Origin of the sequence: Sorangium sp. So ce363, assembly GCF_051520435.1 — a bacterium.
In the GTDB taxonomy this organism is placed as follows: domain Bacteria; phylum Myxococcota_A; class Polyangia; order Polyangiales; family Polyangiaceae; genus Sorangium; species Sorangium cellulosum_B.
Genome location: NZ_CP150333.1, coordinates 11,319,856 through 11,344,837, shown reverse-complemented (window position 1 = coordinate 11,344,837; position 24,982 = coordinate 11,319,856). Strand labels below are relative to the sequence as shown.

Annotated in this window: 23 protein-coding genes; 11 read left to right on the top strand and 12 right to left on the bottom strand. The window is 71.0% G+C overall.

Translation table 11 applies throughout. The annotated features are described in order from the left end of the window. Nucleotide 1: 1 nt before the first annotated feature. Both WMF12_RS42755 and WMF12_RS42750 read right to left on the bottom strand, forming a co-directional pair. Nucleotides 2-1,720: an HAD-IIIC family phosphatase gene (locus WMF12_RS42755; protein ID WP_437854463.1), complete on the bottom strand. Its 1,719-nt coding sequence runs from the start codon at nucleotides 1,718-1,720 to the stop codon at nucleotides 2-4. After that, entirely contained in the window at nucleotides 1,717-3,372 is a 1,656-nt protein-coding gene (locus tag WMF12_RS42750) for a hypothetical protein (RefSeq protein WP_437854462.1), read from the bottom strand. The genes WMF12_RS42755 and WMF12_RS42750 overlap by 4 nt, the downstream gene beginning before the upstream one ends. 136 nt (nucleotides 3,373-3,508) lie before the next feature. Between WMF12_RS42750 and WMF12_RS42745 the strand changes: the two genes are divergently transcribed. From WMF12_RS42745 to WMF12_RS42735, 3 genes are read left to right on the top strand one after another with little or no spacing between them, the layout of a single operon-like run. After that, a complete protein-coding gene (locus tag WMF12_RS42745; protein WP_437854461.1) occupies nucleotides 3,509-5,065 on the top strand; it encodes an amino acid adenylation domain-containing protein in 1,557 nt (518 codons plus the stop codon). Between the two features lie 5 nt (nucleotides 5,066-5,070). Continuing rightward, on the top strand, nucleotides 5,071-5,331 hold the full coding sequence (locus tag WMF12_RS42740; RefSeq protein WP_437854460.1) for an acyl carrier protein: 261 nt from the start codon (nucleotides 5,071-5,073) through the stop codon (nucleotides 5,329-5,331). Further along, the gene (locus WMF12_RS42735) at nucleotides 5,328-6,395 is read left to right on the top strand and encodes a GNAT family N-acetyltransferase (protein ID WP_437742472.1); all 1,068 of its coding nucleotides are present in this window, start codon (nucleotides 5,328-5,330) and stop codon (nucleotides 6,393-6,395) included. The genes WMF12_RS42740 and WMF12_RS42735 overlap by 4 nt, the downstream gene beginning before the upstream one ends. 17 nt (nucleotides 6,396-6,412) lie before the next feature. On the opposite strand, the gene WMF12_RS42730 is transcribed toward WMF12_RS42735, so the two are convergent. From WMF12_RS42730 to WMF12_RS42715, 4 genes are read right to left on the bottom strand one after another with little or no spacing between them, the layout of a single operon-like run. Continuing rightward, on the bottom strand, nucleotides 6,413-6,925 hold the full coding sequence (locus WMF12_RS42730) for a hypothetical protein (protein ID WP_437854459.1): 513 nt from the start codon (nucleotides 6,923-6,925) through the stop codon (nucleotides 6,413-6,415). 14 nt (nucleotides 6,926-6,939) lie between these two features. Further along, the gene (locus WMF12_RS42725; RefSeq protein WP_437854458.1) at nucleotides 6,940-8,031 is read right to left on the bottom strand and encodes an SIS domain-containing protein; all 1,092 of its coding nucleotides are present in this window, start codon (nucleotides 8,029-8,031) and stop codon (nucleotides 6,940-6,942) included. Continuing rightward, nucleotides 8,031-8,837, bottom strand: a complete 807-nt coding sequence (locus WMF12_RS42720; protein WP_012240823.1) for a BtpA/SgcQ family protein — start codon at nucleotides 8,835-8,837, stop codon at nucleotides 8,031-8,033. The genes WMF12_RS42725 and WMF12_RS42720 overlap by 1 nt, the downstream gene beginning before the upstream one ends. Before the next feature lie 9 nt (nucleotides 8,838-8,846). Then, nucleotides 8,847-9,836 (bottom strand): aldose epimerase family protein, encoded by a 990-nt coding sequence (locus WMF12_RS42715; protein WP_437854457.1) that lies wholly within the window; start codon nucleotides 9,834-9,836, stop codon nucleotides 8,847-8,849. A gap of 207 nt (nucleotides 9,837-10,043) precedes the next feature. Here WMF12_RS42715 and WMF12_RS42710 point away from each other — a divergent pair, with 207 nt between their 5' ends. Next, nucleotides 10,044-11,048: an NAD-dependent epimerase/dehydratase family protein gene (locus WMF12_RS42710; protein ID WP_437854456.1), complete on the top strand. Its 1,005-nt coding sequence runs from the start codon at nucleotides 10,044-10,046 to the stop codon at nucleotides 11,046-11,048. 47 nt (nucleotides 11,049-11,095) lie between these two features. Here the strand turns inward: WMF12_RS42710 and WMF12_RS42705 are convergent, their stop codons facing one another. Continuing rightward, nucleotides 11,096-11,587 (bottom strand): N-acetyltransferase family protein, encoded by a 492-nt coding sequence (locus WMF12_RS42705; RefSeq protein ID WP_437854455.1) that lies wholly within the window; start codon nucleotides 11,585-11,587, stop codon nucleotides 11,096-11,098. A gap of 120 nt (nucleotides 11,588-11,707) precedes the next feature. Between WMF12_RS42705 and WMF12_RS42700 the strand changes: the two genes are divergently transcribed. After that, on the top strand, nucleotides 11,708-12,202 hold the full coding sequence (locus tag WMF12_RS42700) for a hypothetical protein (RefSeq protein WP_437854454.1): 495 nt from the start codon (nucleotides 11,708-11,710) through the stop codon (nucleotides 12,200-12,202). Nucleotides 12,203-12,557: 355 nt separating this feature from the next. Here the strand turns inward: WMF12_RS42700 and WMF12_RS42695 are convergent, their stop codons facing one another. From WMF12_RS42695 to WMF12_RS42675, 5 genes are all read right to left on the bottom strand, one after another. After that, nucleotides 12,558-13,892: a hypothetical protein gene (locus WMF12_RS42695; protein WP_437854453.1), complete on the bottom strand. Its 1,335-nt coding sequence runs from the start codon at nucleotides 13,890-13,892 to the stop codon at nucleotides 12,558-12,560. A 494-nt stretch (nucleotides 13,893-14,386) separates the two neighbouring features. Beyond that, nucleotides 14,387-15,001 carry a hypothetical protein gene (locus WMF12_RS42690; protein WP_437854452.1) on the bottom strand — a complete coding sequence of 205 codons (615 nt, stop codon included), beginning with the start codon at nucleotides 14,999-15,001 and terminating at the stop codon, nucleotides 14,387-14,389. Between the two features lie 9 nt (nucleotides 15,002-15,010). Then, nucleotides 15,011-15,811 carry a hypothetical protein gene (locus WMF12_RS42685; RefSeq protein ID WP_437854451.1) on the bottom strand — a complete coding sequence of 267 codons (801 nt, stop codon included), beginning with the start codon at nucleotides 15,809-15,811 and terminating at the stop codon, nucleotides 15,011-15,013. Then, nucleotides 15,786-17,171 carry a hypothetical protein gene (locus tag WMF12_RS42680; RefSeq protein ID WP_437854450.1) on the bottom strand — a complete coding sequence of 462 codons (1,386 nt, stop codon included), beginning with the start codon at nucleotides 17,169-17,171 and terminating at the stop codon, nucleotides 15,786-15,788. Before WMF12_RS42680 ends, WMF12_RS42685 begins: the two co-directional genes overlap by 26 nt. Nucleotides 17,172-17,191: 20 nt before the next feature. Then, nucleotides 17,192-17,827 carry a PGRP and LysM peptidoglycan-binding domain-containing protein gene (locus WMF12_RS42675; protein WP_437854449.1) on the bottom strand — a complete coding sequence of 212 codons (636 nt, stop codon included), beginning with the start codon at nucleotides 17,825-17,827 and terminating at the stop codon, nucleotides 17,192-17,194. A gap of 163 nt (nucleotides 17,828-17,990) precedes the next feature. Here WMF12_RS42675 and WMF12_RS42670 point away from each other — a divergent pair, with 163 nt between their 5' ends. From WMF12_RS42670 to WMF12_RS42645, 6 genes are read left to right on the top strand one after another with little or no spacing between them, the layout of a single operon-like run. Then, nucleotides 17,991-19,010 carry a DUF2169 domain-containing protein gene (locus WMF12_RS42670; RefSeq protein WP_437854448.1) on the top strand — a complete coding sequence of 340 codons (1,020 nt, stop codon included), beginning with the start codon at nucleotides 17,991-17,993 and terminating at the stop codon, nucleotides 19,008-19,010. A gap of 15 nt (nucleotides 19,011-19,025) precedes the next feature. After that, nucleotides 19,026-19,916 (top strand): hypothetical protein, encoded by an 891-nt coding sequence (locus WMF12_RS42665; RefSeq protein ID WP_437742459.1) that lies wholly within the window; start codon nucleotides 19,026-19,028, stop codon nucleotides 19,914-19,916. Nucleotides 19,917-19,936: 20 nt separating this feature from the next. Next, nucleotides 19,937-21,133 (top strand): DUF2169 family type VI secretion system accessory protein, encoded by a 1,197-nt coding sequence (locus WMF12_RS42660; RefSeq protein ID WP_437854447.1) that lies wholly within the window; start codon nucleotides 19,937-19,939, stop codon nucleotides 21,131-21,133. Nucleotides 21,134-21,148: 15 nt separating this feature from the next. Beyond that, a complete protein-coding gene (locus WMF12_RS42655; protein WP_437854446.1) occupies nucleotides 21,149-21,757 on the top strand; it encodes a hypothetical protein in 609 nt (202 codons plus the stop codon). A 14-nt stretch (nucleotides 21,758-21,771) separates the two neighbouring features. Then, nucleotides 21,772-22,734, top strand: coding sequence for a hypothetical protein (locus WMF12_RS42650; protein WP_437854445.1), 963 nt, complete (start codon nucleotides 21,772-21,774; stop codon nucleotides 22,732-22,734). A 41-nt stretch (nucleotides 22,735-22,775) separates the two neighbouring features. Then, nucleotides 22,776-24,971, top strand: a complete 2,196-nt coding sequence (locus WMF12_RS42645; RefSeq protein WP_437854444.1) for a type VI secretion system Vgr family protein — start codon at nucleotides 22,776-22,778, stop codon at nucleotides 24,969-24,971. Nucleotides 24,972-24,982: the final 11 nt, after the last annotated feature.

Sequence of the window (24,982 nt, the reverse complement as noted above, 5' to 3'; positions counted from 1 at the left end):
GTCACGCCCTCCGGATGAAATGCTCGCGAGGCCGGTAGGTCTCCAGATCGAGATACCAGAGGTCGCCGCGGCGCTCGAAGCCGAGCGTCGCGTAGTGGTCCCTCACGAGCGCGTTCTTCGGCGTGGGCAGGTGCTCGCCGACGATCCCGCGCGCCCCTCGCCCGCGCGCCGCCTCGACGAGCACGTCGAGCACGAAGATCTCCAGCCCGCGCTTCAGCACCCGGCAGCTCATCAGCCAGGTGTCGACGAACATGGCCTCTCCCCGCGCCTCGAGGATGACCACGCTCACCAGACCGTAGGCGCCGAACCGATCCTCCAGGCTGAACGCGAACGGGAGGTGCCCCGCCGAGCCGCTGATCCGCCGCAGCTCACCCTCCGCGTGGCGCACCGACCGCAGGTTGAACTGGTTGGATCGCTGCGTGAGCTGCGCGACGCGGGGAAGGTTGAAGGGCGTGAAGCCCTCGACCTTCGCCATCATGTCGAGGCCCCGGAGGAAGTCCTCCGGAGCTCCGGACGAGCCCTGGAGGGCGCGCCTCTGGCTCTCCTCCCGATAATACGCGGTGCGCCGCGCGTCCTCGCCGGTGAAGGACGCCGCCTCGAAGAGGTTCAGCCGCCGGAGGAAGGGCATCACCTCGACAGGATCGGCGGGCAGCTCGGGCACGCACACCTCGGGCAGCGCCGCGCGCACGGCCGCCCGCTCCACGGCGCTGTCGTCGAGGAAGACCATGCCGTCGAACCCGATCCCGATCACGCTCTGGATGTGCCGGAGGTGGTCGACCTTGCTCTCCCAGCCGGCGCAGAAGACCGCGATGTCCTCGAGCCGCAGCACCATGTCCGGGTGACTGTCGAACACCTCCCTCGCGACGCGCTCTTCGTTCTTGCTGGACACCGCGAGGACGACGCCGCGCCGCTCGAGCTCCTTCGCCCAGCACTGGATCTCCGTGAACGCGGGCCCGAGGCCGAGCTCGCCGAGCTCGATGCCCGGCAGACCGTCCTCCGCCGCGATCCCGCCCCAGAGCGTGTTGTCGAGATCGAGGACCAGGCACTTTCGGGCGCGCCCGAGGATCGCGTCCACGACGTCCAGCGTTCTCTCGGCGACGACCGGGAGGAAATCGACGCCGAGCGCCATCCTCGCGGTGGCGGCGAGCCGCCGGTCCTCCGCGGCCGCCCTGCCGTGCTCCGCGAAGAGGAGCGCGAGATCGAGGAGGAAGAAATCGTCGCGCGAGCTCGCGAGCTCCATCAGAAGGACGTTGATCCGGCGGAGCTGATGGACCCAGGACGAAGGGATCTTGTTGGCGAAGCTGCCGAAGACCCCGTCGTCGATCTCCGGGACGTTGACGTGGATGATCCGGGCCGAGGTGCTCTCCGCGAGCGCGTCCGCGAGGCTCCGGACGTGCGCGACGTGCCGATCCGCGAAGGAGGCGCGCTCCGTCGAGGGCAGCGCTCGAAACGCCGAGAGCAGCCGCTCGGCGGATCGCCAGACGACCACGAACTCCGGCCGAGAGCGGCGCAGCTCGGAGGAGGGATCGAGGATCGCCTGATCGATCTGATCGAACTCGCCCTCGAGCACCGCGAGGGAGAGGCGGCGATCGGCGGCCTCGCCCCGGAGCGCCAGGGCGTAGAGCTGAACTGCGGAGTCGGCAAGGACGGCCAGGCGGACTCGGCGGAATTCCGGAGAGGGCCTCTTCGCCAGCCTCCGAAGCTCGTCGAACGTCTTCACGCGCAGGCGCCCACCGAGACCCAGCTCGCGCAGCCGGAGCGCGCCTCCCGGATGACGTCGAGGGCCGCGGCGTTGCTCCCGACGTCGACGAACTCCGTCTCCATCCCCGGGGTCGTCTGGAGGGTCAGGTGCAGGAGCGTGCCGGCGACCCGGTACGGCAGGACCTGGCAGGAGCAAACCCAGTTCACGAGCCGCCCGTCCTTGACCAGGCCTGCCGCCACGATCCCGTAATCGCTGGTCGAGGCGCGGCATCTCCCCACGTAGATGGCGTCCAGCGTGTCGAGCTCGGGCCGATCGCCGGTCAGGTTCATCTCGGTGCACAGGACGAGCAGCTCCTCCACGCGCGGATACTCCGCGGGCGTGGCCGCCCGGACGTCGACGACGATGTTCAATCCGCGCAGGAAGGCCTCGACGCGCTCGGCGGCGGCGCCCGATCCCGCCGGCGCGACCGCCGGAGGGGAGCCGGCGATCGACGCCGGCCTCGGGGCCGGGCTCTCCCAGCGGACCAGCCGAGGACCGTGGAGGAGGAACTCTCGATATCGATGCGCCGGCCCCTCCGGCACGGTGATCTCGGGCGCGTTCGCTCGGACCTCCTCGCGATCCGCCTCGGTGGCGCCGAGGAACGCCAGCGCGTGGAGCTCGAGCCCCAGGCGCTCGGCGACGCGCCGGCACGCCTCGGACGCGGGGCGTCGAGGGTCGGCCTCGAGCGCCGCGAAGTCCGCGACGTCGAGCGCGAGGCCGTCCACCAAGGCAGGGTGCGCAGAGAAGATCGAGCTCCGTACCTGCTCGGGGATCCCCTCGTACATCCACGCGAACGGCCCCGGATCGCCGTCGGCGACCGGAGCGCGCTTCTGGAACCGGCGCTGGGTCGCGTCGCGATCATTGCGTGTCGTCAGCGCGAGCGCGACTCCCCGCCTCGCGACGATCCGGAGCGCCTCGTGGAGGCCCCGCTCCATGGACCACCACGCCTCGAGGACGGTGGCCGCGGGCGCTCGATCCGGCGGGAGCCAGGCGGGGTTGCGAGCGTGGAAGTCGTCCGCGAGGAGATCTCCCCGGATCAACAGGTCGAGATCCACGACGACGCACTCGATGGGCGGGAGCGCGCGGGCGGCCCACAGGCTCGCGACCCACTGCGCCTCGTGGAACACCGCCTCGGCGACGGCGTTCGGGCCGGCCTCCTTGCCCGCGCCCGCCCCCAGGGCCTCGCCGTGGCCGAGGCCGCCGATGACGTCGTCCATCGGGATCCCGTGGCGGGCCCAGAGGCCCTGCACGTCGAGGACGCGGTGCGCGCGTATCACCGACGCGAGCTCGTCGAAGGCAGCGTCGATCTCCGCGTCTCCGCCGAGCAGCCCAAACGCACCTGCGGAGGGGCGGCGCACTCCCCTGTAGACGACGGGTGTCTCGCTCAGCGCGGCGACGACCGCCCGGAGCGGGTCGAGATCGAAGCGGGGAATGGGGCGGCCGGCGATCGCGGCGACGCAGATCGGCGCGATCACGTCGAAGCCGAAGAGATCGACGTAAACGAGCGTCGGATCGAGGCGGAGAGCCGCGTCCACCTGCGTCCACCCGAGGACCTTGACCTCGGCGCCGGTGAGCTGGCGGAGCGCCGGCGCGACGCGGAAAGCACCGCAGTTTCCCATGAGAAGGATCATGGCCCCTCGCTCTTCGCGCGGTGAGTGGAGCACATCCCCTGGGGCTCGTCAACGCTCGCGCCCCGGGCCCCGCGCCGCTGATCCGGGGCTGTTGCCCGGCGTTGACGGCCACTTTTGGACCTGATTGAATCGCGCGGTGGTGGCCAATGACGCGATCCGACGTCTCGAAGAGCTGGTATCGAAAGAGGACCTGCACCACCCCGACGCCACTGCGCTCGTCGACGGCTCGGCGCGGCTCTCGTATGGAGAGCTCGATCGCCGGAGCGACGAGCTCGCGCGCGCGCTCGTCGCCCGCGGCGTGCGGCCGGGCGACCGCGTGGCGCTCCTCGCGCCCAAGTCGGCCGAGGCGATCGTCGCCCTCGTCGGCACCCTGAAGGCCGCGGCCGTCTGCGCGCCGCTCGACGTGACGAGCCCTGCCCCTCGTCTGGTCCGGATGCTCCGGGCGCTTGCGCCCTGTCGGCTCGTGATTCACCCCGAGAGCGGCGGCCTCGCCGCGCGGTGCCTCGACGAGCTCGGGGACGCCTCCGTCTCCGAGGTCGTCCGCCTCGGCGAGGACATCGCGGCTGCGCGCGCCGAGCGGCCGGCGCCGGGGGCTGCTCCGGACGATCTGGCGGTCATCCTCTTCACGTCGGGCTCGACCGGGGAGCCGAAGGGTGTCCCCCTCACCCACGAGGCGGTGCTCCACTTCGTCTCGTGGTCCACTACCCATTTCGGAGTCGGCGCCGACGATCGCGTCTCCTGCCATTCACCACTGCACTTCGACGCCGCGCTCTGGGACATCTTCCGCGCGTTCCACGCGGGCGCGGAGCTGCATCTCGTCCCTGCGCGCGCCAACCTCCTGCCGCGATCGCTGGCGGAGTTCATCCGCGGCGCGAGGCTGACGCAGTGGGACTCGGTGCCTTCGGTCCTTGTCGGCATGGCGAGCAGAGACGTGGTGGCCCACGGCGACTTCCCCGAGCTTCGAAGGCTGATCTGGTATGGTGAGGTGTTCCCCACCAAGGCCCTTCGCTACTGGATGGAGCGCCTGCCCCACGTGACGTTCACGAACACGTACGGTCCCACCGAGACGACGATCACCGCCAGCCATTACACGGTGCCGCGCGTCCCCGACGACGACGCGCCCATCCCCATCGGCGAGGCGGTCCCCGGCAAGCGGCTCTCGGTGCTCGACGCGGATCGCCGCCCCGTGGCGCCCGGGGTGATCGGCGATCTCTATATCGGCGGCGTCGGCCTGAGCCCCGGCTACTTCCGCGATCCGGACAAGACCGCATCGGCGTTCGTCGAGGCGCCCCCCGGCTCCGGCGAGCGCCTCTACCGGACAGGCGATCTCGCGAGGATCGACGCGGCGGGGATCGTCCACTTCCACGGCCGCGCCGACCGGCAGATCAAGTCGCGCGGGTGCCGCATCGAGCTCGACGAGATCGCCGTCGCGCTGGGGCGCATCGCCGGGCTCGCGGAGAGCGCGGTCGTCGCCGTCGCCGTCGACGGCTTCGAGGGCGCGCGGATCTGCGCCGCGTACGTCCCGATGCCCGGAGCCACGCGCAGCCCGGCGGAGCTCCGCGCGGAGCTCTCGAGCTGCCTGCCCCCGTACATGCTGCCGGCGCGCTGGCTCGCGCTCGACGGGCTGCCCAAGAACCCGAACGGAAAGATCGATCATCGCGCGCTCGAGCGGCGGTTTCTCGAGGAGAGGTAGCGCGCATGTCGGAACGAACCCCGCCGATCGCCGCCGTCCAGCAGATCCTCGGCGAGTCGCTTCACCTCGGGCCCGTGGGCGCGGACGTCGATCTCGTCGAGAGCGGCCTGATCGACTCCGCCGCCTTCATGGATCTCTTCGTCCTCCTGGAAGATCGCTTCGGGATCAAAATCGAGGCCGGCGACATGGATCTCGAGCACTTCCGCACGGCCGCCCGGATGGCGGCGTTCGTGGCGGGCAAACAGGCGGGTCCTCCGGGGCGATGAGCGGCGCTCGAAGCCCCTGCCGGATCACGGCCTATCGCCCGGGCGACCGGGATGCCGTCGTCCACTTCCAGCGGCTGCTCTGGAACGGGGGGCCGAGCCTCAACGCCGCCTACCTGGACTGGAAGTACGGCCGCAATCCCTATCTCGATCATCGCTATCTCATGCTCGCCTGGGACGGCGACGAGCTGGCCGGGATGGTCGGCGCCTTCGGGGCCTGCTGGGAGGCGAACGGCGGCGATCGCGTGGTGCTGCCCTGCCTCGCCGACGCCGTGGTGGCGCCCGACCAGCGAGGCGGGCCCCTGTTCGGGCGCATGCTCGACGAGCTGGTCGCGCGGCTCCGCGCCGACGGGATCCCGTGGCTCCTGGATTTCGGGAACGGCCTCGCGGTCCCTGCCCTGCTGATGCAGGGGTGGAAGGCCATCGGCCCGTGGCCGCTCGCGAGCGCCAGGCGAGGAGGGCGCGTCGTCGACGCTCGCTCCTGGCCGGACGCGGAGGGCGGCGGCCTCCAGGGTTCGCGGTCCGGCGTCTCGATCCGCGCCAGCCGCGCGCCTCACCCGCCGACGATCGCCGCGCTCGCGGCGGAGGTCCCGTTACCGGACGGCGTGCGGCGTCATGTGCGCGATCTGGAGTACATCACGTGGTGGAACCAGAACCCCTTGGCTCGCTATTTCTACCTCACCGCGGAGGCGGAGGGGGCGCCGTGCGGGTATCTGGTCGGCCACCGCTCGCTGGACCCGGACGACCACCCGACCCCGACGACGATCCTCGACTGCGAGGCGAGAAGCGACGAGATCTGGCTGGATCTGCTGGAGATGGCGTTGACCCACCTGCCGGGATCCACGGTGCTCCTGTGGGCGCGCGACATCTCCCCCGGGCGCCGCCACGGACTGGGCTCGGTCGGCTTCGAGGTGAAAGAGCCCACGGGACAGGTCACTCGTGACTGGCAGTTGCCGAGTCTCATCCTGCGCTCGACCGGGGTCCTGGATCCTTCGTCGCCGCTCGCCGCGCTCGACTCGCCGGCGGCCTGGGATCTGCGGGCGGTGTGCGGGCGGAGCTGGCGTTGAGCGCGGGGCGCGCCCGCTCAGCGCAGGACCTTTTGCAGGTACACGCGGCGCCGCCCGTCCTCCGACTGCGCCCGGCCGTGCTCCTCGAAGCCGAACATCCCGAGCAACGCCCGCACCTGCGTCAGATCCGGGTTCGCCTCCGAGCGCAGCACGTCGGCCCCGCCCGCCGTCGCCAGCTCGACCGCCCTCCGGAGGCAGCGGGCGCCGGCGAGGGAGCCTCTCGCCAGCCCCGCGGGGTGGACGACGAGGCGCGAGAGATACGCAGGCTTCCCCGCGGGCGGGAAGATCGCGAGGTCGGCCTCGAACGGCGGCTCCCACGTCAGCGTGAACATGGCGATCGCCTCCGCCCCCTGCCGCAGGAGGTGCACCGAGCCTGCCTGCACGCGCCGCCGCGTCGTCTCCAGGCGCCGCGCGGGCGCCGGGTTCTCGGGCGTCGCGTGGTGGGCGTCGCTGGCGCAGAGGAGCGCGTGGACCTCCTCCGCGTTCGAGGCGACCTCCCACGATCCCTGCGGAGACGCGATCTCGGTCACTGCATGTCCCTCTTTCACCGCTTCTTCTGGAACGGCAATCGACCCAGCCGCTCCGCGACATGGGAGGCCACGTAACCGGCGAAGAGGTGATAGAGCAGCGGCGAGAACGCCTCGCGCACCTCGCCCGCCACGGGCAACGTGAGGATCGCGTGCCTCGACACCTCGGTGTCGGCCTCGTGCACGACCGCGAACACTCGCCTCCCGAGGCCTCGCGCCGCCTCCGCGATCTCGCTCGCCCGGCGGTGGGCGCGCCCCGGAGGGGCGATGACGAAGAGGGGCATGTCGACGGGATAGGCAAACCGCTCGACGTGCCACCACTCCTCCACGTCTTCCCCGACGGTGAGGAGGCCGGTCGCCTCCACCATCTTCGCGGCGCCGAAGCGCGCGGTGCCGTGGCTCGGCCCGCTTCCCAGCATCACCATGGCAGGGGCGTCGGCGACCCTCTCGGCGGCCTCGCGACACCGTCCTTCGACGGCGCGGCGCGTGGCGTCCACGGCGTCGGCAAGCGCGACGATCTCCCGGCGGAGGGCGCCCGCGTCGGCGGTGCCCCGCGCCTCGGACAGCCGGATCGCGACCAGCAGCATCCCGAGCAGGCTGGCCTGGTACGTGCGAATCCCCGGCGAGCGCTCCTTTTCCGGCAGCGTGGCCACGACGGCTCGATCGGCGGCCCGGGTCACGGCGCTGTCCGCCGTGCAGGTCAGCGCGATCGTCGCCGCCCCGCCCTCCCTGGCGCGCTCCACGGCCTGGATCACGCGCGGGGTGCCCCCCGAGGCGGAGGTCGCGATCACCAGCGCTCTCTGGGGCGAGCATCGGCGCATCCGCGCGCCGCCGTACTCCAGGAAGCGCTGCGAGCTCATCGCCGCGCAGGCGACCCCGCCGATCTCCTCGAAGGCCATCTCGGCGGCGCACGCGGCGTGGTGGGAGTCCCCGCTCCCCACGAGGTAAACCTCGTCGATCGACGCCCACGCCGGGGGCGAGAGCAGGGCGCGCACCTGCTCTTCGAGCGGGCCCGCGAGGGCGCGCAGATCGCTCGCCAACGCCTGGATCTCGCGGGCCATCACGGCCGGCTCGAGCTCCCTCGTCGTCGCCTGCGCCGCCGTTCCCATCAACGCTCCAGCCCGCGGACGATCTCCACGTACGCCGCGACCCGGTCCCGATCGATCCGGCCGCCCCACCCGCCCTGCTCGAGGCAGGCCCCCACGAAGGCCCCGTCGGCCGCCGCCATCAACCTCGCCGCGTTCGCGTGGTTCGTGTGGCCCGCGAGGAGGATCGGCAGATCGGGTGCGGCCGCCCGCACGGACGCGATCATCGCGAGCGTCTTCGCCTCGTCGGGGTCGCCCAGCGACACGGCGTCCGCGCCGACGTGCTTCGCGCGCCTCGCCACCTCTGCCACGGGCTTCGCCCCGCCGAGCCACGTGAACTGCGTCGACGCCACGTCGGCGATGATCTTCACGCCCCACGCGTCGATCTTGTCGCGGTACTCCATCACCTCGAGCGGGTTGGCCTCGACAAGGCCGTGCTCGGTGAGCGTGGCGCCCACCAGCGCTCCGGCGCGGACGAAGCTCCCCCGGGCCACCTTCGCCACCGCGAGCGACGCCCGGATCGCGTTCCGCATCAGCTGCACGCCGATCTGGAAATCGTCGCCCGTGGCGCGCCCGATCGCGTCGACGATCAGCCCCATCGCGGTCGTGCGCGCCGGATCAGACTCGTCCTTGACGCCGTAGACGCGCTCGACGGTCTGCACCAGGCACCCGTCCGCGCCGCCCTCGCTCAGGGCGATCGCCGACTGGACCGCGACATCGAGCGTCCGCTCGAAGCTGCCTTTCTCGTGGAAGGGCGTGCCGGGCAGCGGGGCCAGGTGGATCATGCCCAGCACGGCCTTCCGTCGTCCGAGGGTCGCGAAGGTCCGCATGATGGCCGTTCACCTCGAGAACGCGTGGGTCGTGACGTGGCGGTGGATCATCCCGGGATCGAGCCGCGCCGAGGGGAAATCAGCGCGGTTGGGCGCGTCGGGGAAGGCGCCTGTCTGCAGGCACAGCCCCGCGCGCGGCCCGGCGAGGCCGTCACCCGAGTAGACCGCGAGCCCCGGCTGATCGGTGACGACCCGCATTCGCCGGCCGGTCGAGGGCTCGAAGAGCTCCGCGGCCCACGTCGGATCGTCGAGCACGAAGCAGTCGTCGATCCGCGCATCGCCGATCTGCCGCGGCGCCCGGTAGTCGAGCCGCGTACCGGCGACGCCGGCGGGCGGGCCCCGCGGGATGAGCTCTTCGTCGCACGCGAGGACGCGTGCCGCGTTGAGCGCGAGCCGGTGATCGTCGATGGTGCCCGAGCCGGCGAGGTTCCAGAAGGCGTGATTGGTGAACGCCACGATGGTGCTCGCCGTGGTGGTCGCCCGATAGTCGAGCGTGAGCCGACCGTCGCCGTCGACTCGATAGGTGACCTCGGCCGACAGGGCGCCGGGGTAACCCTGGTCGCCGTCGGGGCGCTCGAGCCGGAGCCGGAGCGCGAGCTCACCCTGGCGGCGCTCGGCGTCGGCGCTCCACACGAATCGATCGAATCCGATGCTTCCCCCGTGGAAGTGGTGCCGGCCGTAGTTGCGATCGAGCTGGTGCTCGACCCCGTCGAGCTCGAACCGACCCCCCGCGACGGCGCGCGCGAAGCGGCCGAGCGTGGACCCAATGTAAGGGTTCTTCGATCGATCCTCGTAGCTCTCGAGATCCGGGAGGCGAACGACGACGTTGTCGACCCGGCCGTCGCGATCGGGGACGAGGAGCTCGACGAGCGTCGCCCCGTAGGTCCACACGGTCACGGCGAGCCCCTTCTCCGTGTCGAGCGAGTACGCATCGACGCGGGTGGGGCCTTGCCCGGCGTGCCCCGCGGTGGTGCCGATCGTCGTCCGCCGGATGTTCATCGCCGATCGGCCGCCAGCCTAGACGTCGCGAGGCCCGAAGTCCAGGGCCGGCCCCGCCTGCGGGCCCGACGACCGGCCGGCGGGGCCGAGCGCCGTGCTACGCTCCGGCGGCGTCTTCAGCGTCTTCCAGGGTACCTCGACGATCGATGTGGCGTAGCCGCTCGGGATCCGAACCCTGGGGTCATGAGAGGCGGCAGGAGGTCCAGCGTGCGGGTCTTGATCCTCGGAGGCACCGGCTTCATTGGGGCTCGCGTCGTGAACGCCTTGCGCGGGCACGACGTCTGGACCTACGAGCGCGGGCAGACCGGACACGTCTCACCGACTACGTTGCGCGGCGACCGCGCCGAGATCGCCCGGCACCGCGATCGACTCGAGCGACTCGGGGTCGACGTGGCACTCGACATGATGCCCCGCAACGGCGCGGACGCGCGCGGCGTGCTCGATGTCTTGAGGAGCGTCGCCCCGCGCCTCGTGGCGGTGAGCAGCGGCAGCGTGTACCGGGTCTTCGGCCGCCTGCTCGGTCGGGAGGCCGGGCCGCCGGAACATACGCTCTGCGACGAGCGAGCCCCTCTGCGAACATGCCTGTTCCCCTACCGCGGCGCCTCGCCTCGACCCGCCTCCGACCCTCGCGGTTGGCTCGACGACTACGACAAGATCCCGGCCGAGGAGGCCTACCTCGCCGCCGGGGCGAGCGTGGTGCGGCTGCCGATGGTCTACGGCCCGGGCGATCCGGACCGGCGGCTCGCCGGCTACCTGCGGCGGATGGTGGACGGGCGCCGAGCGATCTGGCTGCACGCGGCCGGCGCGGCCTGGATGAACTCGAGATCGTACGTGGAGAACGTCGCCGAGGCGATCGCGTGCGTCGTCCTGCGGGGCGCGCCCGGGCGCGTGTACAACGTGGCCGAGCCCGAGGACTGCTCGGAGCGCGTGTGGATCGAGCGGATCGCCCGCGTCGTCGGTTGGGGGGGCGAGGTCGCCGTGGCTCCGGCGAGCGAGCAGGCCTGGGCGCGCCCCGCCATCGATGAATTGCCCCCCGAGGCCCGCTTCGAGCACCACGTACGCCTCGACAGCGGCCGGATCCGGCGGGAGCTGGGCTTCATCGAGCTGGTCACGGCGCCGGAGGGCCTGGAGCGGACCGTTCACGCCGAGCTGCGCGCAGGGCTGCCCTTCGTCGACTACACCCGCGAGGACGACTTCGAGCGGCGGGCATAGGGAGCGTACCCTCCCATCGAGTCACCGGAGCCGGGTGGGGGAGCCGTTCAGGCGAGCGCGCGGGACATCCGGAGCTCGTCGAGGCCGTCGCTGGTCTTCGCGCCGCCGTCGAGCGCGAAGCCCGCGCGCTCGTAGAACCGGATCGCGCGCGCGTTGCCGCGCAGGACCCAGAGCTCCGCCTGTGGGAAGCCTCCCGCCGAGAGCCAGGCGAGCGCGTCGACGATGAGCGTGCGCCCGGCGCCGGTCCCCCAGGCGTCGGGGTGCGCATAGAGCGCGTAGAGTTCGCCGTGGCGCGGGTCATCGCGGCTTGGCCCGGCGCTGGCGAAGGCCACGACGCGAGCGTCGCGCTCGAGCACGGTGGTGCGTGATCCGGGCAAGGGCTCGGCGAAGTTTCGTTGCCAGCGTTGCGTCCGAGCCTCGACGGTGAGCCCGTCGAGCACAGTGTCGGGCATCAGGCCGCGGTAGGCGGCCTTCCACGCGGCGACATGCACGACGGCGATCGCCGCGGCGTCGACGTCGGCGGCGGGACGGATGGACATGCGCTGAGGCTGCCACCCCGAGGCGGCCGTGGCAACGGGCGGTCCGAGCGCACGTTGCGCCATCTCCTCTCGAAAGGCTGCGGAATACAGCGGTTTCACGCGATAGCTCTCGCCTCACCCGTGGACCGCTCGGTCGCGCTCGTCGACTATGCGCTTCGCCGTCGGTTCGCGTTTCTGCGCGTCGATCCCGATCCCGAGCTGGTCGCCGATCGGCGTCAGCCGCTCCCCTCGTCACCCGGCTTCGGTGCGTCGACCCCGACGGGTGGATCGAGGGGCTTGCCCGTCTACGGGTCGAACCGCTGGAGCCGCTTTCCCCCCGATGCGCTCTGCCCCGCGGCCCGCGCCTGGCCGGGCTGGAACGGCATGTCAGGACGCGGAACGAACTCCGCGATGTCGGCCGTGTCCTGGGGGATGCCCGCCCGTTCCGGTGGGCTCGGCGGGCCGCCGCGCCGGAGGGGCGCTGGCGGGCTTGGCCGCGTGGCGACCACCTCGGAGCGGGGCGGCGCCGGGGGCCGGCTGCCGTCGCTGGCGGGCCGGGGCTGCGCGTTTGCGGCCCAGGGCGAGACCTCGTTGCGTTCGGTCGGCGAGCGCGGCGAGACAAACGCCGGCCCCTGAGGGGGCGCGAGCGCAGGCGGCGGAGCGTGCGCCGGCGCGGCGTCCTCCGCCGCCGGGCGCTGCAACGGCCCGAGCGACGCGAGCGACGGCCGCTTCGCCTCGATGCTGCGCCGGGTCCGCGCGAAGGCCGAGGTGAAGCGGAGCGCCTCGATTCCCTGGTTGCGCTTCGCCGAGAGCGCGAGCTCCGCCGTGTGCTCTGCGTCGGCCCGATCCAGTCCGCCGGCGCGACGCCGAGGCGCGCGAGCACCTCGTGGAGATCCGCGCCGCGGAAATAGACCGCATGGGCCAGGACCTCGGCATACCGCTCAAGCCGCATGACGCTCCCGTCCTTTTCGCTCACGTTTGCTCTCCCTCGTCACGGCGCGTCCGCGTCGGGCGAGACGGGCCTCTTCAGGCGGCGCAGGTTGTCGCACGACTCTTCTCGATAAGGGCACACCGTCGTGAAGAGCTCCACCGCCTTCTCGACGTCCTTCTGCGTCCCGCGGCCGGTCTCGTACATCTCCGCGAGCCGCTCGCAGCTCATCAGCCAGCCGACGTCGCGGTTGTCGATGCGGCAGCCCAGCTTCGTGACCTCGAAGAGCTTCTTGTCGACCTCGGGCCCGCTCCCCTGCTTCCGGATACGCCCCGCCATGCGAACGCACGCCAGGTCGCGGCCGTGCTGGCAGGCGGCCATGTCGAAGAAGCTCGCCTTCTCCGGGTCCTTGGGCACGCCCTTGCCGCGCTCGAACAGCTCCGCGAGCTCCTCGCACCGCTTGAAGTCGCGGCTGACGGCGCACGCGCGGTAGGTGAACTCCGCCACGGCCTCCGGTCCTTGCGGATCAAAGCCGTCCTCCTCGACACAGCCCATCGCGAGCGAGCAGGCTCCCCGGCGGGCGCGGCACTCGGCCTGGGAGAACCTGCAGAGTTTGCTGCCGAGCTCCTTCGTGAAGCTCTTCCGCTCGGCCGGCGTCCTGTCCGACCAGGGGTAACGAAGCACGGGCCAGCACGCGCCCATCTCGCCCGCGCCGCACATCGTGCGGAGCGTCATCGCCAAGGTCTCCGCGCGGGCTTTGTCTCCGCTCCGCTGGGCCACTTCCATCAGCGTCGAGCACGCGGCGATGTGGGACGCCGCGCAGGCATCTTCCGCGGTCTTCTGTGCGGTCTTGCCCACGGTGCCCTGAAAGAAGCTCAGCTCCTCCGGATGACGGAGCACATCCAGGGCGAGGGCCAGGCAGCCCTGCTGTTCGCCGTGATCACAGGCCATCTTGTGGTGAACAGCCTCCACCAGCTCTGCCGTCGCTTTGATCGGCCAGTCGTGAACATGGTAGTACTCCACGGCGAACTGCATGCACGCCTTGGTGTTCTTGCCTTTGCACGCTTTCGTATAGAGATCATCCGCGCGCGACGCATCCTCCGCCACGCCGAAGCCGTGGAGGAATAGCCAGCCCGCAGCGCGGCAACCCTCCATGTCCCCCCGCTCGCAGCGCAGAAGGTCCGCCGAGGGATCCTCCGCCGGCGGCAAGGAGAAGAGCACGATGTCCGGAGCCTTCGCCGGCTCGAGCGGCGCAGCGCTCGGGGCCGGCGGCGGCAGCGCGACGACCTGCCGCGCCTCGGGGGCCCTCGACGGCGCGCTCGATGCGCCGCATCCGGTAAGCAGCACCGAGATAGCCATCGCGACGAAGGCCGCGCCGTCAGGCAGACGCTTGAGCATCGCCGTCTCCCATAAGCGAGGGCGCCCCGTCCAGGAACATCGAGGGTGTGAGCGCGTCGATTCGCTCCTTGGCCTCTGCCCCCGTGCCGAACCTTGGATGCCAATAGATGTCATTCCAGGCGGTCTCCTTGAGCTTGTTCTCGATCGCTTTGGGCCAGGCGGCGCTCTGTTCTGGCCCGCCTGAGCCACCTAACATGTACTTAGCGCGGTGCCCGGCGAGCACACCGTAGCGCCCGACGGGGCGACCACCACAGGCAGCAACGCGGGGAGCGGCGCCTTCTCCGAGCGCTGGCCGCGATGTAGATCGACGCCGTGTCCCAGCCGTTCCGATCCGGTATCATGAGGCGCGAGATGAGTCCTCTTGTTCTCCTTGGTCTGTTTGTTGTGGTGGCAGGACATGGTCCAGCGCTACCACGCGCACTTCGCCGGGCGCGGTGAACCTTCTCGAGGGTCCACGACCGATCCGGCTGGACGACGTCGTCAGGCTGGAAGAGCTACCGGCTGCGTCCCGTGCCCGTGAAGGGCCATGGCCCCCACTCGCGACCATCGAGGTCCGGGAACACGACGTCGCAGATCCCCGGATCCACGTCGTCGATCCGCGCGGTGCCGTTCGGATCGAGCCGGCCGTGGACGCGTTGCCCGTCCGGCAGCGTGACGATGAACGACACGCCGGGCATGGGCCGGTTGCCGGCGTCGACCAGCGCGATCTCCACCCACGTTTTCTGCGGGCGGCGGGGAGGGCTCGTCCTGGGGGGCTCCGCCGGGGGGATCTCCGCTGGCGTCGTCGGGCTCGCGCCGGGCGCCCGAGGCTCCGCCAGCACGATCAGCTCCTCGCGCTCGAACGCACCGCGGAGCGCGGGGAGCACGACGTCGGCGAGGAACTCGTCGTCGAACGGGTGAATGCCGATCGGCCGAACGTGGGTGACATACACGTCGACAAGGACAGCGCGGTTCTCCGGCGCAAGCGCCCAGCGGTCGAGGAGGCTGAGGACGTGGAACGGCGCCAGCGGTTCGAGCCCCTCGTCGGGCGTCGCGTCGCGTGGCACGACGAAGAGCGACTCTGCGCCGAAACCGTGGAGGATCCAGAGAGGGTGGATGGTGTCCTCCATGGGGTTCGCTCAGGGACCCACGCGCCGTGCGGCCCACGCGCGGCGAAGCGGCTCGCCGAGCCAGCCCTGCTCGGGCGGGTAGCCGACGAGCCTTCCCATCATGATCTTGTGGTGCATGAAATAGAGCGCGTCGCGCGCGACCCCGCCGTCGAGCTTGGGCTCCCCGGGCGGCGGGGCGCTGAAGTAGTTGAAGGGATCGGTGGAGAAGCGGAGCGACTCGTCCCCCACACCCGGAAAGAAATGGAGCGGAGCCAGCCCCATCGTGAAGAGCGCCGCGGCGATGCGGCGGATCACCTCGGGGCGCCGCGGCTCAGGGCCGAGGTCGGTGTTCACCCAGGTCACGATGATCGCGCTGGTCTCGTGGACATCGAGATCGAGCCCCGAAGCCATGTAACGGTGATGGAGGATGTCACGGTGCTCGCCGAGGTGGAAGCGATGCCGTACCGCTGCGCCCGGCGCGTAGGGGCTCGCGGCAGGAAGGAAGATCGCGCTCGGCCAGAGCCCCGACGCCGCCTGGACGGCGCGCAGCTCCTCGTCGGTCTGGACGTCGAGGTACGCAGTCTCCTGCGCGGCCTCGATGAACCAGCGCCCCCAGAACACCATGTCTTCAGGTCGTACGTTCGGTTTTGCCATGAGGCGGCGCTCCTCGTCTCGCTTCGCGCGCAGGTGGTCGGCCCGGGCTGTGATCGCCGGCAGGCCCGGCGCTGCCTGTGGAGCGTCCGGCGACGCGCGCGGCCCGCCGCAGCCCGCGACGACGAGCGCGAGCGCGAGCGCGAGGCCGAGCCTATCGGTACGTGCAGACGATCTCATCGACCCGGTTCATGATCGCGCCCGTCTCCGGCGAGCGGATCTGCGATAGCCACACCAGCCCATAGAACACCTTGATCACGTCCGCGGGCTCCTTGAAGTTTCCCGCGGGTACCCCGCCGCCGAGGTATCGCGTCGTCCCGCCGTGGGTGAATTTGAGGCAAGCCTCGTAGGAGTTGAAGACGCTTCCTGGCGGGATGAGCTCGCCCACGGCGACCTCGCGATCTGCCAGGGCCAGAAGCTGCACCACCGGCGCGCCGTCGATGAGGTGGCTTCGCATCTGATTGCGGTTGAGCCCACCGGCGACCCGCATCCGCCCCGCCATGAAGCGGTATTTGCTCGCGTCCGGGTCCGGCGGGAGGAGGCTGTCCTCCAGCGCGGTCTTGCCCTGATCGACGTCGGCGTGCGCGTAGACGACGGCCATGTGCGCCTCGCCCGGGCAGCCGATCTGCAGCAGCATCCCGCGCACGTAGCGGACGATGGCTTGACACTCGGCCCGCTGCGCCCGGAAGTCGACGATCGGCCACGCCCCCGCCTGCGCCATGCCTGGTGTTTCGTTGTAATAGTGCGGGTGGCCGAGCTCCGCGGGGACCGACGCATCAGGCTCGATGGTGTAGCCTGGGACGGTGGCGATGAGGATCCGCGCGATCACGTGAGGATCGTGCGGATCCATCGGCTCGCCGGTGTCGGGGTCGTCGGCCCTGGGCGCCTGCAGCGCCATCTCGCGCGTGATCCGCACGGCCGCGGCCAACCGCTTGTGGGTGATGCCGTCCTCCAGCGGCGCGGGCTCGGGGCCGAAGGGCGTGTGCAGGGGGACGCCGGCGGGGACGGGGGTGTCGAAGGTGACGAAGAGATCGTGCGGTCCAGTCGCCCCGAGATCGAATGTCTGCGCTCCGATGGTCGCCGTCCAGCGGAGGGAGCGGGCGAGGCAGTCGGCGACCTCGTCGGGGAGCGCGCCCTTCGCCGTGAGCTCGACGCGCGTCGTCGGGACCGCGGCGCCGATCGGAAAGGTGCCTTCGAACTCGAGGAAGGGCTCGGCGCCGGAGGGCTTACCGTGGAGCGTCCCCTCGAGAGGGCCGACGTCGGCGCCCTCGATCCTCAACTCGACCGCGACGGTGACCGTCGTGCGCTTGGTGAAACTGGCCGGGAAGCTCCGCTCCGGCGTCCAGTGCGCGCCGCCCATCTGGGCCGTGTAGAGCGTCCCGCCCGGGCGCCAGTCGGTGAGGTTGTCCGCGATGAGGCCGTGATCGGAGAGGAAGGTGAGCCGCTCGATGGTGACGCGCTGGACCTTCTTCCTCAGCGCGTTCCTGTGCGTCAACCCGCGGGCCGTGCGCATCACTCGAAGCTTGCCCTGATCGGTCATCGCGCGGCGGCTCCTCGGGGCTATCCGTCATGAAACACGCGCAAGTCAGCGCGCGTCGCGTCGTCGAGCGCCCCGTCGCCACGGGACAGGCCGCGGAAGCGCTGGTAGGCGGCGAGGGCCGCCTCCGTCTCCGCATCGAGCACGCCGCTGACCGGGCAGGCGAAGCCCAGGTTGTCGAGGCGGGCCTGAACGCCGCCGATCGTCTCGATCGGCTCGAGCTCACCGAGGAGGAGCGACCATCGATCTTCGAGCTCGGGCGCGCCCCGGGGGCGGAGCACCAGCTCGGCCTCCGTCGCTTCGGGCGGGATGGGATGATCGATGAGGCCGCCCGGCGCCACGGTGCCTGTGAAGGAGCGCCCGCCGACGCGGAGCTCGTAGTCGTTGGGGAGCGAGCCCTCGTAGACGAGGCGGAGCCGCGTCGGCGCGGCGGTCGCTTGAAATACGGTGCGTGCGCCGGTAGCCGCCTCCTCGACGCGAGGCTCCTTGTCCGGAATATACACCTTGTCGCCGCGGACGAGCAGGTTGGGATTGGGCCGGAGCGCGCGGAGCGCGTCGTTGTGAGGGTCCTGGTAGAGCGTGCGCCAGTCGAGGAAGCCGTGCAGTTGAGCGATGCTCGACAGGCACTCTCCGCGGTCGACGACGTGGATGAACCCCATGCGCTGTGGTGAGCGCCGCGCGACCGGGCGCCCGATCTCCGTTACGCCAACTCGCGAGCCTGGTCAAGGCGCGGCGCGGGCCGTGCCGCGAAGGCCGTGTTGCGTCGAGCGGGGAGCGGGTGGTAACTTCGACGTTGGCCGCGCTCCCGGTCGCTTCGTCTTCATGGATCTCCACAACGACACGCCCCTCTGCGCGCGGCTCCACACGGGTTTCACCGGCCCGACCGCCGCGGTGGGCATGCTCGTCGCGCGGATGACCTGGCGGCTCGATGACGCGGGCTCGCTCGCGCCGAGCGACGATCGATGGCCCGTCTTCACCGAGGCGCTCACGACGGAGGTCGGCGTCTTCCCGCCCGACCTCGTGCCGGGCCACGCGGGCTGCGACGTGGTGATCACCGGCGTCGCGCGCACGGCGGCGCCCGTCACCTCGCTCGCGCTCTCGTTGAGGGTAGACGCGTTCGAAGCGCGGCTCGACGCCATCGGCGATCGGATCTGGCATGAGCGCAGGGGCGAGCTCGTGCCCAGCGATCCCGCGCCGTTCACCGAGATGCCATTGGCCTGGTCGCGCGCGTTCGGCGGCGCAGCCCGCCACGAGGGCGCCGATGCGCCGTATCCGCTGAACCCCGCGGGCCGAGGGTTCTATCTCCGGCGGGAAGACGCGCTGGGCATGCCATTGCCCAACCTGGAGCGGCCCGACGAGCGAATCGCAACATGGCACGACCGGCCTCTGCCGGCCTGCTGGGCGCCGGTGAAGGACTCCTTGGGGTGGCACCTCGTCCGCGTCGCGCGCGAGGCGGCGAGCGCGCCAGACGACGAGGCACGGGCCGAGCTCCTGGCGAGCGCGTCCGAGCGCGCGACGATGTCGGCGGCGCAGCCCGACATGATCGCGCCCGAGGTGCGCGAGGGGGCCGAGGTCGTGCTCGCTGGCGTCGCCCCCGACGAGCTCCGTTTCCGCATTCCGGCGCTCGACCCGCGCGTCCGCGTCGACACCGGACAGGTGATCTTCGAGGCGACGGTGCCGGTCGCGGGGCTCTGGGTGCTCCTGGGCCAGCGGCTGGTCGTCGTCACGTACCGTGTCGAGTTTCAGTACCCCTATCTCCGCCGGAGGCGGCGCGCCGCCGCGCTCGTCCTTGGCCCGGGGCGCGCCGCGCCGCAGGCCGAGGAGCGGCGCGGCGGCCATTGAAAGGATCGACCACCCATGGGCGTCCCCTGCATGCCGGTGCGGCCTTCGTGCTTCGTTCAGAGCATCGACCTTCACGGCGCGCTCGGCACGCTCATCGCCCCGCCGGCCCCGCCCGTGCCGTTCACGCCCTCCGACATCACGATGTGGTTCGCGTTTTCGAACACGCACTACGGCACCGGCGACCGGCCGGTCGCGAGCGTCCTCATCTGCGGCGAGCCGGCGATCAACAAGGGCGCAGACACCAAGGAGAACCGCCCCCATCTCGTGATCATCGGCGCCGTCCCGCCGAACGTCGTCGTCGGGCCCATCGTGGATCTCGGCTTCTTCGTCCTCGTGATCATGGTGGGCGCGACCAAACCCGTGTGGGGCCCGACCACCGTGAAGGCCGGCGGCAAGAGCGTGGCGGTGATCGCCGTCCCCTACTCGCCCTTCTGCCCCTTCAACCAGCTCGTCTGCACCGATCCGTTCGACATGCCGCTCGGCATCTCGATGCAGGCGCCGACGAGCGTCTTCGCCGGGATGTCGCTCGCCGATTATCTCCTCTGCATGGCCAGCATCGCGGTGGACATGCTGCTCTCGTTCCTCTTGAACCTCCTCTTCGGCGGGCTGAAGGGAACGGGGAAGTTCTTCGGAAAGAGGGTTTTCAAAGCGATCATGCGGCGCATCGCGCCGAAGCTGCGGGGTCTCCTCGGCAAGGGGCTGGCGCCCGTATTTGATTGGATCGTCGAGAAGGTCAGCGAGAAGGTGGGGAAGGTCCTTGGAGAGCAGGCGGGCGAGGCGATCGGGAAGTGGCTTGGTAAGACCGCGGAGGAGAAGGCCAAGAAGGCGACGAGCGACAAGCTCGGCGGCCTGAGCCCCGACGATCTGCTCGGCTTTGGAAACGACCCGCCTCTCTGGGCGCGTTGAGCGCCGCCATGGCACGACGCATGAGCACCGAAGCCCCGGTCACGTCGATTTCCCAATTCACCAAGGACACCCAGGGGAGGCGCTACGCGCACGTCCTGGCGAAGCGCACCTATCGCCTGCCGCGGACGCGCGCCCCGGAGGTCGCGCCCGAGCAGCTCGCCATCGTGAGCGAGCTCGTCCACCACGGCGACGACGAAGAGAGCCCGGTCAAAGACGAGCCGGACTTCTTCGCGTGCCCGCGGGGCGGGACCGACGTCCTCGTGCAAGGGAGCGCCTTCAGCCCGCGCGGACCTTGCCGCGACCTCACGGTGAGCGTCGCGGTCCAGCGCGCCGGCGCGACCCGCGAGCAGGCCGAGCGGTCGGCGCGCCGTATCCGGGTCTTCGGTGATCGGACTGCGCGCTTCTACGCGGGCTCGATCTCGTTCTCGGATCCCGAGCCTTTCGAGGTGATGCCGCTCTCGTATACGCGCGCCTATGGGGGTCGCGATCGGGCCGCCGACGCGACCCGACCGGACGACTTCGCGACCTGGATGGCGAGGCTCGCCGAGGAGGACGTCGAGGACCTGTCCCCCTACGAGTACCCGCGCAACCCGCTGGGCCGCGGATACCTCGTCTACCCCGACGCCGCGGCGGTGGAGGGCGCGGCGTTGCCCAACCTGGAACTGCCTCATGACCTTTTGACACCGGAGCGCCTCGTCCTCGGGAGCGCGGAGCGCTGGCCCACAGCGCCGCGCCCGGCGGGGTTCGACTGGACCGGGCAGGACTGGTTTCCGCGCGCCGCCCTCATGGGCGTCGCGCCCACCTTCGAGGGTCGCGCAGAGGACGTGCCCGAGGTGAAGGAGGGGTATCTGCCCGCCGCGCTGCTCGAGGGCGACGTCTTCGATCACCTCGGGAACGAGCACTCGCCGCGCTTCTTCCACGGCGCGCCCGCCTGGATGATCTTCCCCGACTTCACGGGCGGCGAAGTGATCCGGATCGAGCACATGCACCCGGAGCGCCCGGCGATGGACGTGCCCTTGCCCCACGAGCGGCCGCAGATGATCCTCGAGCTCTTCGGCGGCGCGCCCCGGGAGCTCGCGCCGGGGCTCCGCACCGTGATCCTGCGACCGGACAGAGAGCTCCTTGTCTGCGTGTGGGTGGGAACGATGCCGGTCGACAGGCCGCCGACCGAGATGCAGCTCGAGAAGACGCGCCACGCGGTACGGTGGAGCCGATGATCTGGGTGAGGGGGAATGAACACGCGCCGTGAGCCGCTCGCCGGGCAGGCGATGGAGATCGATGACGTACCCCTCGTCGAGGCGGTGGATACCGTCGCGACGGCGCGGCGGGACGAGCGAATCCCGATCCGCTGGGGCAAGACGATCCAGGTGACCTCGGCGCCCGATCACGAGCGCGTGGTCCTCGTGAGCGGGACGGGGCGCGTCGAGCTCACCCTCGAGATCACCGCCTCCGGCGCGAAGGTGGTGCTCGACGCGACCGACGTCGAGCTCCGCGCGAGCCGTGAGGTGGCGGTCGCCTGCGACAGCTTCAAGGTCGCGGCCCGCCGCTTCGAGGTCGACGCGGCCGAGGTCGCGGTGATCACCGCGCAGGACGCGGCGATCACCGCGACCGAGGGCGACGTGGCGATCACCGCGAACGACGACGTGAAGGTGAACGGCGAGCGCGTGCTGCTCAACAGCGACGGGGAGTTGCGGGTGCCGGGCTGGATGAAAGCGCAGCTCTCCGCCACCCTCGGCGCAGCACCCGCGGCGCCCGCCGAGCCGGCGACCGTGGCTGCATCGGACGTGTCGGGGGACGAGGACCTGCTCCGCGCGTTCGACGAGGGCGCGCGAGAGGGGTGAGAGACGGGCGCGCGATGGATGCCGAGGAGCTCACATGGAACCGGAAGGGGCAGCTCGGGCCCGGGCAGCGCCGCGAAATCGAGGCGCAGCTCGGCGTGTGGCTCGCGCGTCCTGAGTACGACGGCTGGCGGCGCGATCTCGCGGACGGGCGGGTCGTCGCGTTCGAGGGTGAGGTGGTCTTCGATTTTCAAGCGATCCGCGACAAGCGTTCGGCGGATGCGCCCCAACCTGGCCGGCTTGAGCCGGTGCAGGCGGCCTATTTCGCTGTGGCGCCGCGGCAGGCTCCCGCGCTGCTCGCACCCTGGCTCGGACTCCCACCGGGCCCTTACCGGCTCTACCTCGCGCCCCACGCGCGGACCGTCGTCGGCGCCGAGCCGATGGCCTCGCCCGAGGTGTACCAAACGAACCTCCACGCGGTCCTCCGCGGCGCGCAGGACCTCACGGAAGCGGCGCTGGCAGCGAACCGGAGCGGCCGAATGAGCGCCGAGCAGAGCGCGGCGCTCGGGGCACGGCGGGGCACGGACGCGGCGTTCGCGTCGAGGCTCGGGTGCGCCGGCGTGTTCTTCCTGCTCCTGGCGACCGGGGGTGCGCTCCTGGATGGGCTCTCCGGCCCGAGCTCCGCTGGCCGCGCCGCGCAGTGGCCGGCGCTGCTCGCCGTCGCAGGGGGTGCGTTCGCGCTCGCCATCGTCGCGGCCGTCCACCGGCGCTTCGCGCGAGCCGCCGAAGCGGAGGACGCGCGCGAGGGGCGCGCCGTCGCCGTCGAGGGGCCGTGCACGAAGCAGCTCGTGGTCCAGCGCCACGGCCGGATCCGGCGATCGCTGCGGATGGGCGATCGCTCGTTCGACGTATCGCACCAGGGCGAGCTCTTCGCGGCCGTCGTCGAGGGGCCGATCTACCGTGCCTACGCTGCGCCGCGCTCGGGGCGGCTCCTCGCGATCGAGCCCACGCGGGTGCAGCTCTCGTTCGGGTCGGGATAGAGTGAGCGTGCGGCACAGGTCACAGAGCGCTGGAGTGTCGAATGGATAAGGACTTCACGTTCGCCTGGGAGGGGGCCAGCTCCTCGGAAGGCCCCTGGCACCACCTCGAGGTGCTCGAGTTCCGAGGGACCGAGGCCATCAACGCTCTCTACGAGTTCGAGATCGATCTCGTGCGCCGCGGTCACGCGCCCGACGTCGATGTCTCCGACCTGGTGGGCGCGCGCGCCGCGCTGCGGATCCGCACCTGGACCGACCCGCCATTCCGGATCATCCATGGCCTCATCAGCACGGCGCGGGAGCTCGGCGATGTCTCGTTCGGGACGCGCTATCGTGTTACCCTGGTCCCGCCCTTCTTCCGCGCCACGATGATGAAGAAGAGCGTCATTTACCTGGAGAAGACGCTCAAGCACATCCTCGAGCAGGCCCTGACGCGGACCGCCTGGGGCGCCGGGCTCACGCTCTCGAAGAGCGACTCGCCGCCCGGCGACGACGGCGATGAGAGCGCGTTCAAGCCCGCTGCGGCGACCTACCTGTGGTCGATCCACGACCTCAGACGCCTCGTCGACGACGCGGCCAGGCCCTACTGCGTGCAGTACCAGGAGACTGACTTCGCCTTCATCGCGCGGCTCCTCGAGGAAGAGGGGATCTCCTACCACTTCGAGCACACGCGCGACGAGTGCCGCCTGGTGATCACCGATGCCGACGACGGCCGCCCCCTCCTCCCGGACAAGAGCCCGCTCGGACCGAGCATCCTGGGGCGCGAGGTGCACGCGTTCCAGGTCGGCGCGCGCGTGCGCCCCAAGGCAGCCTCTCTCAGCGATTTCAACTGGTGCAAGCCCCAGCTCGATCTGATCGCGTCGTCCCCTGCGGGCGTGACCGACTTCCAGGTCTACCAGCACCCGGGCCGCTACGAGCACTCCAGGGAGACGGGCGAGGTGCTCGCCGAGAAGATCGAGCAGCGCTTCGACACCGAGCGGCAATTCGCCTCCGGCGAGGGGCATTGCCGGCTGCTCGGCGCAGGCACCCTGTTCACGCTCGATCACCCGAACGCGCGCTGGTCCGGGAGGTATCTGGTGACCGCGATCCGGCACCACGGCCATGAGCGCGGAAGCTTCGCGACGCGCGGCTCGGACACCGCGCCGTACACCAACGTCTTCGAGGCGATCCGCTGTGGCGGCGTCGCCAAGACAGGCGAGTCCAACTTCCGCCCGGCGCGCGCCACGCCGCGCCCGCGGATCGTCGGGAGCCAGACGGCGATCGTCACCGCGGAGCCGAACGCGGCCGAGGCCGAGATCAACGTGGGCGGGCCCGAGAACGCCGGCTGCGTGCGGGTGCGCTTTCACTGGGATGTCGACGTGGGACGTCACGAGAAGGAGGCGACCTCCTGCTGGGTTCGCGTCAGCAACCTCTTCGCCGGCAGCCGGGGGCACGGCGCGATCTGGAACCCGCGCGTGGGCGACGAGGTGATCGTTGATTTCCTGGAGGGCGATCCGGACCGGCCGATCGTCACGGGGCGTGTGTACAACGGCGCTAACCCAGCGCCCGAGAACGCGGCCAGCCGGCCGACGTACAGCGCGCTCAAGAGCTATACGAGCCCGTTCGACGGTAACTACAACCTCCTGTCGTTCGAGGACCAGAAGGGCCAGGAGCGGATCGACATCCATGCAGCGCGCGACTACGTGACCAAGGTCAAGCACAACCAGAGCGTCGACGTGGTCGGGTCGCAGTCGACCAGCGCGGGTTCGATCTCGGTGAGCTCGGGCTCGACGATCACCATGACCGCGAAGACCGACATCAAGGAGCTTGCCGGCGCGAACATGCAGCTCGCCGCCGAAGGGGGCGACTTGGAGGCGACGGCCTCGAGGGACATGCACCTGGGCGCCGGCAGCAACATCTCGTTGCGCGCCGGCACGGAGATGAACGTCCAGGCCGGCAACAACGCTGTCGTGACGTCCCCCTGGATCGATCTGCAAGGCGGCGAAAAGCTCCGCGCCGGCGCGGCGGTCGTCGAGATCAACGCCGGCAGCAACCTGAACGCCAACGCCGCCTGGATCGACATCAACGGTTCCGCGAAGATCCGCGTCGGCACCGCGCTCTACGAGCTCAACGCCGCCACCGTGCTGGTGAATGGCGGCGCGGTGTCGATCCAAGGGGATGTGAAGATCACGGGAGGGACGGTTGACATCAGCGGAAGCACGGTGACGGTCACCGGAGGCACGGTGAAGCTCAACTGCTGACAAAGTCGAGG

Bases quoted from the DNA above. Each gene is read 5' to 3' on its own strand.
- WMF12_RS42740 (WP_437854460.1), top strand. From the start codon at position 5,071: ATGTCGGAACGAACCCCGCCGATCGCCGCCGTCCAGCAGATCCTCGGC.
- WMF12_RS42720 (WP_012240823.1), bottom strand. From the start codon at position 8,837: ATGCGGACCTTCGCGACCCTCGGACGACGGAAGGCCGTGCTGGGCATG.
- WMF12_RS42735 (WP_437742472.1), top strand. From the start codon at position 5,328: ATGAGCGGCGCTCGAAGCCCCTGCCGGATCACGGCCTATCGCCCGGGC.
- WMF12_RS42665 (WP_437742459.1), top strand. From the start codon at position 19,026: ATGGGCGTCCCCTGCATGCCGGTGCGGCCTTCGTGCTTCGTTCAGAGC.
- WMF12_RS42695 (WP_437854453.1), bottom strand. From the start codon at position 13,892: ATGCTCAAGCGTCTGCCTGACGGCGCGGCCTTCGTCGCGATGGCTATC.
- WMF12_RS42680 (WP_437854450.1), bottom strand. From the start codon at position 17,171: ATGACCGATCAGGGCAAGCTTCGAGTGATGCGCACGGCCCGCGGGTTG.
- WMF12_RS42750 (WP_437854462.1), bottom strand. From the start codon at position 3,372: ATGATCCTTCTCATGGGAAACTGCGGTGCTTTCCGCGTCGCGCCGGCG.
- WMF12_RS42685 (WP_437854451.1), bottom strand. From the start codon at position 15,811: ATGAGATCGTCTGCACGTACCGATAGGCTCGGCCTCGCGCTCGCGCTC.
- WMF12_RS42655 (WP_437854446.1), top strand. From the start codon at position 21,149: ATGAACACGCGCCGTGAGCCGCTCGCCGGGCAGGCGATGGAGATCGAT.
- WMF12_RS42670 (WP_437854448.1), top strand. From the start codon at position 17,991: ATGGATCTCCACAACGACACGCCCCTCTGCGCGCGGCTCCACACGGGT.
- WMF12_RS42650 (WP_437854445.1), top strand. From the start codon at position 21,772: ATGGATGCCGAGGAGCTCACATGGAACCGGAAGGGGCAGCTCGGGCCC.
- WMF12_RS42715 (WP_437854457.1), bottom strand. From the start codon at position 9,836: ATGAACATCCGGCGGACGACGATCGGCACCACCGCGGGGCACGCCGGG.
- WMF12_RS42675 (WP_437854449.1), bottom strand. From the start codon at position 17,827: ATGGGGTTCATCCACGTCGTCGACCGCGGAGAGTGCCTGTCGAGCATC.
- WMF12_RS42725 (WP_437854458.1), bottom strand. From the start codon at position 8,031: ATGGGAACGGCGGCGCAGGCGACGACGAGGGAGCTCGAGCCGGCCGTG.
- WMF12_RS42705 (WP_437854455.1), bottom strand. From the start codon at position 11,587: ATGTCCATCCGTCCCGCCGCCGACGTCGACGCCGCGGCGATCGCCGTC.
- WMF12_RS42645 (WP_437854444.1), top strand. From the start codon at position 22,776: ATGGATAAGGACTTCACGTTCGCCTGGGAGGGGGCCAGCTCCTCGGAA.
- WMF12_RS42660 (WP_437854447.1), top strand. From the start codon at position 19,937: ATGAGCACCGAAGCCCCGGTCACGTCGATTTCCCAATTCACCAAGGAC.
- WMF12_RS42690 (WP_437854452.1), bottom strand. From the start codon at position 15,001: ATGGAGGACACCATCCACCCTCTCTGGATCCTCCACGGTTTCGGCGCA.